15 protein-coding genes are annotated in these 14,609 nt (G+C 32.0%); 10 read left to right on the top strand and 5 right to left on the bottom strand.

Features of this window, described 5'->3' with window-relative positions; translation table 11 throughout:
• Nucleotides 1-43 precede the first annotated feature (43 nt).
• Both Q1B37_RS14980 and Q1B37_RS14975 read right to left on the bottom strand, forming a co-directional pair.
• Nucleotides 44-1,030, bottom strand: a complete 987-nt coding sequence (locus Q1B37_RS14980; protein ID WP_299899712.1) for a glycosyltransferase — start codon at nt 1,028-1,030, stop codon at nt 44-46.
• Between the two features lie 24 nt (nt 1,031-1,054).
• Nucleotides 1,055-1,696, bottom strand: coding sequence for a class I SAM-dependent methyltransferase (locus Q1B37_RS14975; protein WP_299899710.1), 642 nt, complete (start codon nt 1,694-1,696; stop codon nt 1,055-1,057).
• Nucleotides 1,697-1,804: 108 nt separating this feature from the next.
• On the opposite strand from Q1B37_RS14975, the gene Q1B37_RS14970 reads away from it, so the two are divergent.
• The 3 genes from Q1B37_RS14970 to Q1B37_RS14960 all read left to right on the top strand — a co-directional run bounded on the left by Q1B37_RS14970 (nt 1,805) and on the right by Q1B37_RS14960 (nt 4,414).
• Nucleotides 1,805-2,752: a hypothetical protein gene (locus tag Q1B37_RS14970; protein WP_299899708.1), complete on the top strand. Its 948-nt coding sequence runs from the start codon at nt 1,805-1,807 to the stop codon at nt 2,750-2,752.
• Nucleotides 2,753-2,764: 12 nt separating this feature from the next.
• On the top strand, nt 2,765-3,565 hold the full coding sequence (locus Q1B37_RS14965) for a glycosyltransferase family 2 protein (RefSeq protein WP_299899706.1): 801 nt from the start codon (nt 2,765-2,767) through the stop codon (nt 3,563-3,565).
• 69 nt (nt 3,566-3,634) lie between these two features.
• The gene (locus tag Q1B37_RS14960; RefSeq protein WP_299608022.1) at nt 3,635-4,414 is read left to right on the top strand and encodes a lipopolysaccharide kinase InaA family protein; all 780 of its coding nucleotides are present in this window, start codon (nt 3,635-3,637) and stop codon (nt 4,412-4,414) included.
• 8 nt (nt 4,415-4,422) lie between these two features.
• Here Q1B37_RS14960 and Q1B37_RS14955 read toward each other — a convergent pair whose 3' ends face one another.
• Nucleotides 4,423-5,184, bottom strand: a complete 762-nt coding sequence (locus Q1B37_RS14955) for a glycosyltransferase family 2 protein (protein WP_299899704.1) — start codon at nt 5,182-5,184, stop codon at nt 4,423-4,425.
• A gap of 18 nt (nt 5,185-5,202) precedes the next feature.
• On the opposite strand from Q1B37_RS14955, the gene Q1B37_RS14950 reads away from it, so the two are divergent.
• On the top strand, nt 5,203-6,072 hold the full coding sequence (locus tag Q1B37_RS14950) for a glycosyltransferase family 2 protein (protein ID WP_299899703.1): 870 nt from the start codon (nt 5,203-5,205) through the stop codon (nt 6,070-6,072).
• On the opposite strand, the gene Q1B37_RS14945 is transcribed toward Q1B37_RS14950, so the two are convergent.
• Nucleotides 6,069-7,133 carry a glycosyltransferase family 9 protein gene (locus Q1B37_RS14945; RefSeq protein WP_299899702.1) on the bottom strand — a complete coding sequence of 355 codons (1,065 nt, stop codon included), beginning with the start codon at nt 7,131-7,133 and terminating at the stop codon, nt 6,069-6,071. The two genes, Q1B37_RS14950 and Q1B37_RS14945, sit on opposite strands and share 4 nt — an antisense overlap.
• A 156-nt stretch (nt 7,134-7,289) precedes the next feature.
• Nucleotides 7,290-8,105, bottom strand: a complete 816-nt coding sequence (locus tag Q1B37_RS14940) for a 2,3,4,5-tetrahydropyridine-2,6-dicarboxylate N-succinyltransferase (protein ID WP_299899700.1) — start codon at nt 8,103-8,105, stop codon at nt 7,290-7,292.
• Between the two features lie 126 nt (nt 8,106-8,231).
• Here Q1B37_RS14940 and ruvX point away from each other — a divergent pair, with 126 nt between their 5' ends.
• From ruvX to yidC, 6 genes are all read left to right on the top strand, one after another.
• Nucleotides 8,232-8,642 (top strand): Holliday junction resolvase RuvX, encoded by a 411-nt coding sequence (gene ruvX / locus Q1B37_RS14935; protein WP_299899698.1) that lies wholly within the window; start codon nt 8,232-8,234, stop codon nt 8,640-8,642.
• A gap of 41 nt (nt 8,643-8,683) precedes the next feature.
• Nucleotides 8,684-9,274 carry a peptide deformylase gene (gene def, locus Q1B37_RS14930; RefSeq protein WP_299899697.1) on the top strand — a complete coding sequence of 197 codons (591 nt, stop codon included), beginning with the start codon at nt 8,684-8,686 and terminating at the stop codon, nt 9,272-9,274.
• Between the two features lie 111 nt (nt 9,275-9,385).
• On the top strand, nt 9,386-9,805 hold the full coding sequence (locus tag Q1B37_RS14925) for a DUF5606 domain-containing protein (RefSeq protein WP_299607999.1): 420 nt from the start codon (nt 9,386-9,388) through the stop codon (nt 9,803-9,805).
• Nucleotides 9,806-9,976: 171 nt separating this feature from the next.
• Nucleotides 9,977-10,666, top strand: a complete 690-nt coding sequence (locus Q1B37_RS14920; protein ID WP_299899696.1) for a hypothetical protein — start codon at nt 9,977-9,979, stop codon at nt 10,664-10,666.
• 253 nt (nt 10,667-10,919) lie between these two features.
• Complete coding sequence (locus Q1B37_RS14915; protein ID WP_299899695.1) at nt 10,920-12,563, top strand: CTP synthase; 1,644 nt, start codon at nt 10,920-10,922, stop codon at nt 12,561-12,563.
• Between the two features lie 91 nt (nt 12,564-12,654).
• Nucleotides 12,655-14,541: a membrane protein insertase YidC gene (gene yidC / locus Q1B37_RS14910; protein WP_299607990.1), complete on the top strand. Its 1,887-nt coding sequence runs from the start codon at nt 12,655-12,657 to the stop codon at nt 14,539-14,541.
• Nucleotides 14,542-14,609 lie beyond the last annotated feature (68 nt).

The raw sequence follows: 14,609 nt of genomic DNA, 5'->3' as shown, positions 1-14,609 counted from the left end.
AAAGTGGGATTTCCTTTATTGGATTTCCCACTTTGCTTTGTGATTAATTAAATTTTGGAACCACATTCTCTTTATCAAGGTATTTAGGGATCTCTTTATTTATAGTTTCGCCGGCAATTACCTTTTCATATAGTTTTAAATAAGATTCTGTCATCACCTTAGAGTTGAAATACTTTACCGCATACTCATGGCATCTTTTTGGATTATAATCAAATTCTTTAATGGCTTTGGTGATGTCATTAGAATTATTGCCAGTATATCCAACTTCGGGAGTGATTAATTCTGGTAGAGAACCATTTTCGGTACCAAAAACAGCACAACCTGCATACATACTTTCGGTAATAGCTATTCCAAAAGGTTCATGCCAAACTACAGGAAAAACCAAGGCTTTAGACTGCTGCGCAACTTCCATCTTTTTGTCATTTTCCACCATTCCATGGAAGATGATATTTTTATTTAGGATATATTTTAATCCTCTTTTAAAATTTCTAAATGTCCAACGTTCACCGCCCATTACATGTAGTTTATTCCCGGATTTTAAGGCGATATCTGCAGTGCCAAATAAGTTTTTTACTTTCCACGATGCTTTGGCAAGAAAATGAAGATAGGTTCTTTCATTATCAAGTATTGGATCAGGATAATCATCCCAATCAATACCATTATACACAAAAGCAGTAGATCCATATCTTTTTGCATGATTTCCAGAAACAAAAACCATGTTGATATCCAAGGTTTGATCTGGAGATGGATTGCCTTCCATAGTAAAGATATATGGTTTTCCAACCGATTGGTTTAAGGAATGGAAAAGATGTACTACATCTACATCACTTGGGATTTGCTCTTCTAATGATTTTTCTTCGTCATAGTGAATAACGGTAGCAAAATCTGAGCTAGATCCTTGTTTTGCTAAAAAATAGACTTTATGACCTAATTTAGAAAGTTCTTTTCCTAATCCCCAAATAACTCGTTCGGTACCACCATATTTTTTAGCAGGTAATACTGCCGTTTTATCTTCAATAAGTATATTCATTGTTTGTTTTGGTAATTTAGATAGTTACTTTTTTACCACAGTGGCATATTGTAGGTATCTCATGTCCATCGCAGTAAATAAGAAAGGTAAGTTGTAAAAATATGGTTTGATGGATTTCGTTTTATTTATCCCTTTGTGGGTAATAATCTTATATCCTAATCTGGTATACATATTGGCTATACTTTTTCCAGTAAAAAATCGTAAGTGAGTTTTATCCATGATACCATGATCTTCATACTCCCAATTTTTATTCAGTACTAAGTTCTTTAAAGCACTGTGATATCTCATATTCGGAATAGAACTAATGATTACGCCATCTTTGGATAATTTGCTTTTCATTTTTTCTAGCACTACATATGGATCTACTAAATGTTCCAAAACGTCATTGAAATAGATAGTGTCAAAATAGTCATCCGGGAGCTCATCTATAAAACCTTCTACTTCTCCAATAAATACTTTATCTAAGAGTTTTTTTGCTTTTTCTCCTTCTTCCTTCATTAATTCAATACCCCATGTTTCGGTTTGAAATTTTTCTTTTATCATAGAAGCAAAAGCCCCTTCACCGCATCCTACATCCAATAACGTTTTTGTGTTTTTAGGAAGAAAATCCAACATTTCATGACGTGTGTTATTAAAATAGTTATCGGGTTTATTATCGTAATCCATGGATCTTCTTATTTTTTGTTAGAGAAATTTGTTATGAGTGAATTAGTTTTATTCTAAAACAGTCTGGTTGTTTAATATAATTGTTAATATTGTACGATATTTGTCTATATGAAAGTTACACTAATAAGCCTGGATAATTGGGGTTTTAATCAATTTATTGCCAAAGAATTAGAGCGTCGAGGGATAAAGGTGAGTCAAATCAATTTTTATCAACTACGCTATAAGTATCCTTCATTCTTCCATAAGGTTTTTAATTTCTTTGCAAAACTATTTTTTAAATATAACATAAAAAAGAAGTTTTTAGAGAAAAAAATTCTTGAAGAACTAAATAAGAATGGGCATCAGGATAAAATTTTAATTATCAAAGGAGATTTTTTAAATCCTGATTTTATTCAACAAATCAAACCTTACACAGATACATTGCTTGGTTTTTTTAATGATAATTATAAAAGGTCTCCCAAGATTGCTAAAATATATAATGAGTTTGACAAGGCTTTCTCTTTTGAAAAAGATGATGTCGAACAGTTTGATTTTTCGTTTATTACCAATTTTATTTATAAAGAAAAATTAACAAGTCCTAGCAGACCACAGCAGGATGTTTTTAATATCAGTTCGTCTGGAAAACGCGATGGAGTAATTCAAAATATAGCCAGAGCTTTGGATAAAATTGAAGTCAATTACAAAATAGTAATTGTAGGAAAAACCGAAGGTTTTAAGGATGATACCCAAATTACATACACTAAGAATACAATGAATCTGGAGCAGGTAGAAGAATTTATTGCGCAATCCAATGTTTTATTAGATGTTCATAGAGAAAATCAATCTGGGCTAACTTTTAGAGTTTTTGAAAGTATGGGGTTTTCTAAAAAACTGATAACGACCAATAAAGATATTGCGACGTATGATTTTTATAACCCTAATAATATTTTGATCATTGACAAAAAAGATATAGATATCCCTAAAGCTTTTTTTGATACTCCGTATGAACCCATTCCTAAGGAGATTTATGATAAATATACTTTGTCTTTTTGGGTTGATGAGGTTTTTGGATTTTAGAAGTTTATACGTATGAAAGAATATCCTAGTGTAGCATTATTAATTTCTACATATAATTGGCCAGATGCCTTAAATTTAGTATTAAAAAGTGTTTTGAAGCAATCAGTTTTACCAACGGAAGTAATCATAGCAGATGATGGCTCTACAGAAGAAACAAAAACGCTGATTGATACTTACAAGAACAGTTTTCCTGTTCCGTTACATCATGTTTGGCATGAGGACAATGGGTTTACAAAAACTCTGATCCTAAATAAGGCGATAGCCAGAATAACATCTGATTATATTGTTCAGATTGATGGTGATATTATTTTGCATAAACATTTCATAAAAGATCATTTAAATGCTAGTAGAGATAAAATGTTCTTGTATGGTACACGAGTAACATTAACAAAAGAAAAATCTAAACGGTTATTGTCTGCTAAGAAAATAGATCTTACTATTTTTTCTAGTGGTCTTAAAAAGCGAATGAGAATGCTGTATCTACCGTTTGTGTATAAAAATAGAAAACCTGATGAAGCCATTTCTACCAAGCTACGAGGAGCAAATATGTCTTATTGGAGAAAGGATGCTATTGCCATCAATGGATACAATGAAGATTTTTTAGGTTGGGGATTCGAAGATTATGATTTCGGACAACGCTTAACATTTATGGGAATTATGCCTAAGAGGTTAAAATTTGCTGGAATATGTCTTCATATCTATCATAAAAAAGCGGTGTTGGAAAATCCGGAGAAGGGTAATGAAATTCAAAACAAAACAATAGCAGAAAGAATTACAAGATGTGATAATGGTATTGATAAATACTTGAAGTAAGATTAAAGTATTTATAAAGATAAATTGTAGAATCTATAAAATTCAGGTCGTTTATAAATCCGAAATAAAATGTCAAAAAGATTTGTAGTACATTCTTCTAAAATAAATCTAGAATCGGTAGTAAAAGATGCTATTGACAATTTCGATAGTTATACAAAGATATTAGGAGATGCAGAACGTAACGTGATCAAAATAGTAGATCTTGAAAGTAAGAATTACACTATAAAATCCTTTAAAATTCCTAATATCGTTAATCAAGTAGCATATCGATTTTTTAGGAAATCCAAAGCTGAAAGATCTTATATGTATGCTAATAAGCTACTAGACTTAGGGATTAAAACACCTTTTCCTATAGCTTATGAAATTAGAATGACTCCTCTTTTATTTAAAAAGAGTTTTTATGTGAGTGAACTTGTGGATTGTGACCTTACGTATCGAGAATTGACTACAGACTTTAGTATTTCTGATCATGAGAGCATACTTAGAGCTTTTACTAGATTTACCTATGAATTACATAAAAATGGAGTGAATTTCTTAGATCATTCACCTGGAAACACATTAATCAAAAGAACAACCGAAGGTTACGAGTTCTATCTTGTAGACTTGAATAGGATGGAGTTTGGTGAAATGGATTTTGAAACGAGAATCAAAAACTTTGCACGTTTAACAATTCACGAGTCGATGATACGAGTTATGAGTAATGAGTATGCAAAATGTACAGGAGAAGAAGAGTCAGAAGTATTCAGGTTAATGTGGCAGTATACTCAAGAGTTCCAAAATAGATATCATAGCAAACGAAAATTAAAACGAAAAATCTTCTTTTGGAAGAAGAAGTATCGCGATGAATAATAATTCTCTTACCGTCTGTTTTTCTGAATTAGCTCTCTTAGTTTAGAATATTTGAGAAAGGTAATATTGGCAGTTTGAACTGAAATTACAAAACCATTAAAACCATCTAAGAAACCAAGACGTAGAAAATAAGCTTTAAAAAATGCCCAAGTGGGATTAACTATAATTTTCCAAATGGGTGCTTTCTTTCCTAACTCAAAATAGGATTTCGCAGATATAGAAGAAAACTTGTCTGTTTTTAAATTAAATTCTTGATAGGTGGCATAATTCCAGTGTAAGAGATCACCTTTGAGTTTTGATGCTTTTTTTGAGTCGTATAATTTAAAGGAATCATGGGGGTTAATGCCTTGCCATTCTCCTTTGCCTTTTATGAATGCTCTTAGTTTTTTATCAGGATACCAATCAGAAAACTGTATCCATTGACCGCAGAAGTTATTATATCTATTTACATAATAGCCATCATACATCCAATTGGATTTTAACTGTATTAGAGAATCTTGAAGTTCTGCTGATAAAGCTTCATCTCCATCCAAAGAAATAATATGATCATACGAAGCTTTTGTGATTGCGAAGTTTTTTTGTTCGATATATCCTAAAAACTGTTGTTTAATAAATGTAACATCAAATTGTTGACAAATCTCTTCTGTTCGATCTGTAGAAAAGGAATCTACAACTACGATTTCATCTGCAACACCAATAAGAGAGGATAAACATCTTTCTATTTTTTTTTCTTCATTATAAGTAATAATAACAGCAGATAGTTTAATCATTCGGATGTTTTAAGATTGATGAGGCTAAATATAGCGTATCGTGCAAAAATAGTTATTTTTACGGCAATGCAATTACCAGAAATAACAGTTATCATAAGTACGTATAATCAACCTATGTGGTTGCAAAAAGTTTTATGCGGTTATGAAAATCAAACAGTAGATCATTTTGAAATTATCATCGCAGATGATGGTTCTACCGAAGAAACCAAAACAATGATCAATGAGTTTTGCAAAACTTCAAGATTGCAGATAGAACACGTTTGGCATCAAGATCTTGGGTTTCGTAAGACGGTTATTTTAAATAAAGCAATACCCTTGGCTAATTCCGATTATTTATTGTTTACAGATGGAGATTGTATTCCCAGAAATGATTTTGTAGCAACTCATTTAAAACTTCGGAAATCAGGTTGGTTTTTATCTGGTGGTTATTTTAAATTGCCTAAAGATATTTCTGAAGGAATTACAAAAAATGATATCGTAAGTCAACGATGTTTTGATGTGGATTGGCTTCTATCCAAAGGATTACCATCTTCCTTTAAATTAAATAAGCTTACTTCCAAAGGATTTAAAGAACGGTTTTTAAATTTTATTACACCTACAAAAGCTACTTGGGATGGGATGAATGTGTCTGGTTGGAAAAAAGATGTTTTGCTAGTGAATGGTTTTGATGAACGTATGCAATATGGTGGAGAGGATAGAGAGATCGGTGAGCGATTATTTAATTTGGGTATTAGAGCAAAGCAAATAAGATATAGTGCCATATGTCTACATTTACATCACGAAAGAGGTTATGTTGCACCAGAAATGATCACCAAAAATAAGGCAATTCGAAAAGTCACTAAGCGTGAAAAAGTCATTAGGACTCCGTTTGGAATCGAAAAGGATTAACGATTTAATTTTTCGAGATATGACCTTAATTTAGGAATGATTAATTCGGAAGATAAGCTTTTATATAATTCTAAAGCTTGATCTTTCATTTGTTTAGGAGTTTTATCTCCATATAATTCAGGTTTAAAATCGTACAGATGAACAGAGTCATGTTGATGTCCATCTTCAAACATATTCCAATCTTTTTTAATAATCCAAGGAGAAAAAATAGTGAAAGTTGATTTGCCTAGTGCTTTGGCCATGTTTACAGCCCCACCTTCATTACCAATTAAAGCATCACAATGCGAAAGTATGGCAATGAACTCTCGTAAGCTTTTTCCAAAAACGTTGAAATGAATATGTTCCTTAGTCACCTCAGAGGTTAATTCATAAATAGCTTTTGCATCAGCTTCTTGATTTGGAATATAGTTAAATAGGATATTGGCTTTTGTACTAGATACAATCTCATCAATTACTGTTGCCATATATTCAAAAGGTAGTGTTTTCCTCATTTCACTTCCTAATACACTTATCATAATAAGTGTTCGTTCAGAGGTAATTCCGTTTGTTTCCAGATACGATTTGGATGTTTGCGTTTCATTATCTGTGAGGAAAATTTTCGGGCGAATAATATTAGTGACTAATTCATCTTCGTTATGTACTAATCGTAAACGGTTTTCTATAGCTATAGATGCATTAGTAATGGGTTCTGGTTTTCTTCGAATAACCTCGGTATATATAAATTGTGTATACCATTTATAAAAAGATATTTTTTTAGGAGCTTTCGAAAAATAGGAGATGAGGTTGCTTTCTAGTTTGCCATAGGCATCAATTACCAAATCATATTTAGATTTTTTAATATCCTTTAAAAAAGAGTAAAAGGCTCTCTTACTTTCTCGATATTCGTTTTTAAATTCTATGATGTTATGAAAATATGGATTTTCAAGAATTACAGGTTTTGTATTCGAGTTTACTAAATAGTCAATGGTAGCATCGGGATATTTATTGGTGAGTGCTTCACAAATAATGGTGCTCGTAAGAACATCACCTATCATCTTTTGCTGAATGACTAATATTTTCATCTGCTCTTTTTTATTTTTTAATTGTCATATGTAATTCGTCAAGAATTATTTAGATAAGTATCAACAGAGTTTTATGACTCATTTCATGTTTATGATTTAAAAAAATGAGCCTGTCTAGTAAAAGACAAGCTCACAAGTATACTGATTTATTTCTAATTATACAGCTACATCATGCTCTCTTAGAGCGTCATTAAGAGAAGTCTTTTTGTTGGTGCTTTCTTTTCTTTTACCAATAATTAATGCACAAGGAACATTATATTCTCCAGCAGCAAACTTCTTAGTATAGCTTCCTGGTATTACTACTGATCTAGCAGGTACTACTCCTTTCATTTCTAAAGGTGTATCACCTGTAACATCTATAATTTTAGTAGAGGCTGTAAGTACAACATTAGCACCCAGTACAGCTTCGGTTTCTACACGAACTCCTTCTACAACAATACATCGAGATCCAATAAATGCATTATCTTCTATAATTACAGGAGCTGCTTGTAGCGGTTCTAATACACCACCGATTCCAACACCACCACTTAGGTGTACATTTTTTCCTATCTGAGCACAACTACCAACTGTAGCCCAAGTATCTACCATTGTTCCTTCGTCTACATAAGCTCCAATATTTACATAACTTGGCATTAAAATAGTTCCCGCAGAAATATATGCACCATGTCGAGCAACAGCATTAGGTACTACGCGAATCCCTTTGGCTTCATATCCTCTTTTTAATGGAATTTTGTCGTGGTACTCAAAAATACCTGCTTCTAAGGTTTCCATTTTTTGAATTGGGAAATAAAGTACAACTCCCTTTTTTACCCATTCATTTACTTGCCATCCACCTTCTACAGGTTCTGCTACACGAAGGTCTCCAGCATCCAATAGGTCTACAACTTTTCTTATAGCCTCTTGTGTTTTTGATTCTTTTAAAAGCTCTCTGTTATCCCACGCTTTTTCTATGGTTTCTTTTAGTTGGTCCATGTATTAAAAAATTTTGGTAAAGATAATAGCTTCGATGGAAAAACATAGACAGATTAAATATTTTAGGATAGTCTTAATAATTCGCACTATATTATAATATTATCATACTTTTGCACAAAATAGTATATGGCAAGAATTCTGGCAATAGATTATGGAGCAAAACGATGTGGTATTGCGGTAACAGATGAATCTAAGATCATCGCATCTGGATTAACTACTGTGGATACAAAAGAATTACTAGGTTGGCTACGAGATTATGTTGCTAGTGAAGATGTAGAATTGTTTGTTGTGGGAGAACCTAAAAGGATGCATGGAGAGGCGTCTGAAAGTGAAAAGCTGATTCAACCGTTTTTAGAAAAATTATCAAAAATTTTGCCTGATATTCCGGTAAAAAGAATAGATGAGCGATTTACTTCTAAAATGGCTTTTGATACAATGATCGCCAGTGGGATATCTAAAAAGAAAAGACAAGATAAAAAGTTAGTAGATCAAATTAGTGCCACTATTATATTACAGGATTATCTTTATAATTTATAAAGATATCGTTTACAAATACAGAAAATAGAGAATATTATCATATGATTTTACCAATTGTAGCATACGGTGATCCGGTTTTAAAGAAGAAAGCAAAGGAAATTAATAAAGACTATCCTAAGCTTTCAGAATTGTTAGAAAATATGTTTGAAACCATGTATAATGCACATGGCGTTGGATTAGCAGCTCCACAGATAGGACTTCCTATTCGTTTGTTTTTAGTGGACGCAGAACCTTTTGCGGATGATGATGAGCTTTCTGAAGAAGAAAAAGAAGTATTGACAGGATTTAGAAAAGTCTTTATAAACGCCACCATTATTGAAGAAACTGGAGAAGAATGGGGGTTTACAGAAGGTTGTCTAAGTATTCCAGATGTTCGTGAAGATGTCTTTAGAAAGGAAACGATCAAAATAAACTACTTCGATGAAAACTTTGTGGAGCACACGGAGACTTATAGTGGTTTGGCAGCGAGAGTAATTCAGCACGAGTATGATCATATCGAAGGAATTTTATTTACAGATAAACTATCCAGTCTTAAAAAGCGTTTGATTAAAGGAAAGCTGACTAATATTTCTAAGGGAAAGATTAATGCAGATTATAGAATGAAATTTCCGTTAGCTAAAAAGGGACGTTAACAGTTTATCGTATTTAATAAAAATATAGAAGTATCTTAATTATTTATGTTGGCTAAAGTTTGATTTTTAAAATTGAACTATTGATATTTGCCAACTTCGAAAAAGAAATTTATGAGCTTAGACAAAATTTTATCAATTTCTGGAAAACCAGGTTTATATGAATTAAAAGCGCAAACACGAAGTGGGTTTGTAGCCGAATCATTAGCAGATGGAAAAAAACTTTCTGTTAGTATTCAGAATAATGTTAGTATTCTTAGTGAGATTGCGATTTATACTTTTACTGAAGAAGTTCCTCTAAGAGAGATCTTCAAAAGGATTCAGGAAAAAGAAAATGGAGAAAAAGCGATAAGTCATAAAGAGTCTAAAAATAAATTAGAATCATACTTTAGTGAAGTATTACCAGATTATGACGAGGATAGGGTATATGTAAGTGATATGAAAAAAGTAATACAATGGTATAATATTTTACAAGCTAAAGGAATTACTGATTTCGAAGATCCGGAAGCATCAGGGTCTGATGAAGAAGAATAAAATTTCTTTTTTGGCAAAATTAAAATCCTATCCTGTATGGATGGGATTTTCTTTTTTTAAGAAAATATTAACTGTTTTTAATAATAACAAAATGTTTGCTCAGGTCACTAATGTAATGAAAGTCACTTGTGATGGGTGATTACAAATTACTAATTTAAAACCTAACTTAAAATGAAAAAACTGTTTTTAATCCTTTTATCAATTTTTATTATATCGTGTTCTAAAGATGAAATAAATACTCTAGAAAATTTATCTTTGGATAAAAAAATTGAAGAATATAAATATATATATGAGGGCAAAACATTTAGTTTGCAAATTGATTTCTCTGAAAAGAATAAACCTAAAATAATCGAAGGAAGGGACAATGAAAATCTAAAGCAAATTTTTGAATTACGAGATTTGGTGTCTGTTGTTAATGGTGATGATTTGAATATATTTTACCTTTATGATAATCTAAATGTTTATAAAAAATCAGATGTGTATAAAAAGTCAATCGAAACTTTAGTCGAAAATCAAAATGTAGAAAAAAATGATGATTTCTATGGAGTTAAAGTTTTTAGAGATAGAAATTTTGCTGGGCCTTCTCAGGTATTTTCTACTTCTCAGTATAATTTACATACTATATATATGCCTGTCGATGGTAGAATATGGGGTGATAATATAACATCACTTAAACTGTCTGGTGCTTTTAACTTAGGGATATATAAAGATGCTCGATACACTGATAGATCTACATTTATTAATAGTTATGGTAGGTTAACGGAGTATAGAGATCTAGAAAAACTCACATATGGATCTTGGCCCTTTGGAGTTAGGAACTGGAATGACGATATATCTTCTTTCAGGCTTTATAGAAGATAAGATTAATAATTCTATATTCTTATTTAAATTTAAACACTAAGAAAATAATAGAAAACTATATAAAAACCAGTCAACTGACTGGTTTTTTCTTGTTTGTGGAATGTTTTTTTGTTCATTTTCAGTTTTTTATACTGTTGAAGAATTATGGATAAGTAATGCAAATATTGCCTAGTTTTCAATGCTTTATTTGGGTTCTTCTTTGTATTTTTGCGCAAAATTTAAACACAACCCTACAATAAATAGTAAAGTTTACATGGCTAATACCAAATATGTTTTTGTAACTGGAGGCGTATCCTCATCTCTTGGAAAAGGAATTATAGCAGCTTCATTAGCAAAATTACTTCAGGCGAGAGGATATAGAGTTACGATTCAAAAACTAGATCCCTACATAAATGTTGATCCGGGAACTCTAAATCCTTATGAACATGGAGAATGCTATGTAACTGATGATGGTGCAGAGACTGATTTAGATTTAGGGCATTACGAACGCTTTCTGAATACTCCTACTTCACAAGCAAATAATGTAACTACAGGTAGGATTTATCAGAGTGTTATCGAAAAAGAACGAAGAGGAGAGTTCTTAGGTAAAACTGTACAGGTAGTTCCTCATATTACAAATGAGATAAAAGAAAGAATACAAATTCTTGGAAAAAGTGGTAATTATGATATAGTCATTACAGAGATAGGAGGAACCGTTGGTGATATAGAGTCTTTACCTTATATCGAAGCAGTAAGGCAATTAAAATGGGAATTAGGAGATAACAACGCATTGGTTATTCATCTAACATTAATTCCGTATCTATCTGCTGCTGGTGAATTAAAAACAAAGCCTACTCAACATAGTGTAAAGACCTTAATGGAAAGCGGAATTAAAGCTGATATTTTGGTATGTCGTACCGAACACGAATTATCAGAAGATCTAAGAAGAAAACTAGCCTTATTCTGCAACGTTAAAAAAGAGGCAGTTATTCAGTCTATTGATGCTTCTACGATTTATGATGTGCCTAATTTAATGCTTGAAGAAGGCTTAGATACAGTCGTTTTAAGACAATTAGTGTTGCGAGACGATAATGTTCCTAATTTAGATAAATGGAATGATTTCTTGAAAAGACATAAAAATCCAAAATGTGAAGTAACTATTGGATTAATTGGTAAGTATGTAGAATTACAAGATTCTTATAAATCAATTTTAGAAGCATTTATTCATGCTGGAGCTGAGAATGAAGTAAAAGTAAATGTAGAGAGTATTCATTCAGAGTATATAGATGAAAAAACCATTGAAAATAAAATAGCGCACTTAGATGGTGTATTGGTAGCTCCAGGTTTTGGAGAAAGAGGGATAGAAGGTAAAATTAAGGCTGTTCAGTTTGCGAGGGAGAAAGGATTACCATTTTTCGGTATCTGTTTAGGAATGCAAATGGCAGTTATAGAATACTCTCGTAATGTTTTAGGTTTAAAGGATGCTTGTTCTGTTGAGGTAGACGAAAACACTGCTAATCCAGTTATTAGTTTAATGGAAGAGCAAAAGAATATTACCGATATGGGAGGCACTATGCGATTGGGGGCATGGGATTGCGAGTTAATAGAAGGCAGTAAAGTATCCGAGGCATATGGAACTTCTTTGATCGCTGAAAGACACCGTCATCGCTACGAATATAATGATCAATATAAAGAGCAATTAGAAAAGGCAGGACTAAGAACTACAGGAGTGAACCCAAAAACAGGATTAGTAGAAATTATCGAAATCCCTGAACATCCATGGTTTGTTGGAGTTCAATATCATCCAGAATATAAGAGTACAGTTGCAAATCCTCATCCTTTGTTTGTGGCATTTGTAAAAGCAGCCGTAGCGTATGCTAACTCCTCCAAAAGTGCCAAAGTGGCACAAAAATCTTAAGTGGCGAGATAATTGACAATAAAAAGTAACAAAAATTAAGAAAACGTGTCTGATTAGTTAATCATATACGAGAGTATTTATACACAGATCAATGGAAGAAAAGAAATTTGACCTTAATACAGTAATTGGATTTGTACTGATATTTGGAATTTTTGCGTGGATGTTTTATATCAATAAACCTACGCCAGAAGAAATTGAAGCTAAAAAAGCAGAACAAGAACAAGTTGAAGCTAAGAAAAATGAAAGTGAGAATGTAGCAACCGATTTTGTGCCTGAGAGCAAAGCTGTAGCAGTAGATCCTAAAGATTCATTGGCAATGGTACAAGCTAAATCAACTTTAGGAGTGGTAGCTTATTCGGCTAGTTTGCCATCTGCAGTAGATAAGGTTACCACAATTGAAAATGAAGTTCTAAGTCTGAAGATTAATAACAAAGGAGGATATATTGATGAAGCATTGCTTAAGAACTTCAAAACGTATGATTCCGTTCCACTATATTTAATCAAAGATGGAAAGAATGCATCTTTCAATCTGAATTTCGGAACTACAGACAATAGAATTTTAAATACGAGAGACCTGTTTTTTGAACCTTCATTGACCAAAAATGGTGAGAATAGTGTTTTATCTATGAAATGGAAGGTTTCAGAATCTCAATTTTTGGAATATCGTTATGAGTTGAAGCCTAATGAATATATGTTAGATTTTTCGATAAGATCACAAGGATTACAGCAAGTATTCAATAGCAGTCAACCCATAAACTTAGATTGGAAATTACAAGCGATTAGACAGGCGAAAAGTGCTTCTTACGAAAATAGATATACAGAAATTCTGTTTGAATATGATGGTGGAAAAGATGATTATACTGGTCAAGGTGATTTTGCAGAGGAAAAAGAAGAAGATGTAACCTGGATTGGGTTTAAGCAACATTTCTTTACTTCGGTTTTATTAACGGATACTCCGTTTAAAACAGCCACTATGGCTTCTAAAAATATTGCAAATACTAGTGATTTAGATGATAAGGATATAAAGGTTACTAAAGAATTTGCAGCTACAGTTCCTTTAGAGTTAAATGGAGGAGAATTAAATTATAATATGGACTGGTATTATGGGCCTACGGATTATAAAATCTTAAGTTCTTATGATCGCAATCTTGATGAGATCGTACCATTAGGATGGGGTATTTTTGGGTTCATTAATAGATATTTATTTATTCCATTTTTTAGCTTACTAAGTGGTTTCTTGCCTTATGGTATTGCGATCATAGTAATGACTATTGTAGTGAGAATTGTATTGTCCCCTGTAACCTATAAATCTTATGTTTCTCAGGCTAAAATGAAAATTTTACGCCCTGAAATCAATGAGATTAATGAAAAGTATAAGGATAATGCGATGAAAAAGCAACAAGAAACTATGGCCTTGTACAGCAAAGCAGGTGCAAGTCCAATGAGTGGTTGTTTACCAGCTCTAATGCAGATTCCAGTTTTCTATGCCTTATTTAATTTCTTTCCAAGTGCTTTTGATCTTAGACAGAAGAGTTTTTTATGGGCAGATGATTTATCTAGTTATGATACCATAGCGAAACTTCCATTCGAAATTCCTTTCTATGGAGATCATATTAGCTTATTCCCAATATTAGCTTCGATTGCTATTTTTATTTATATGATGATGACTACAGGTCAAACCATGCAACAGCAACAACCAGGAATGCCAAACATGAAGTTTATCATGTATTTATCGCCATTGATGATGTTAGTATTCTTTAATAATTATGCGAGTGGGTTATCATTATACTATTTTATCTCCAACTTAATTACTATTGGTATTATGTTAGTGATTAAGAATGTTATTATAGATGAAGATAAAATTCATGCTAAAATTCAGGAGAATAAGAAGAAACCGAAAAAGCAAGGAAAGTTCCAGAAGAAAATGAAAGAATTAATGGAACAAGCAGAGCAACAACAAAAAGCTAAAAAGAAATAATTCTTCCTTTTTGATAAATAAAATGCCAGTTTTATATAAAACTGGCATTTTTTAGTTTATAATTTTAG

It is taken from the genome of uncultured Aquimarina sp., assembly GCF_947492965.1.
Classification (GTDB): domain Bacteria; phylum Bacteroidota; class Bacteroidia; order Flavobacteriales; family Flavobacteriaceae; genus Aquimarina.
Note: the sequence above shows the minus strand (reverse complement) of the source record. Positions and strands in the feature narration are given on the sequence as shown.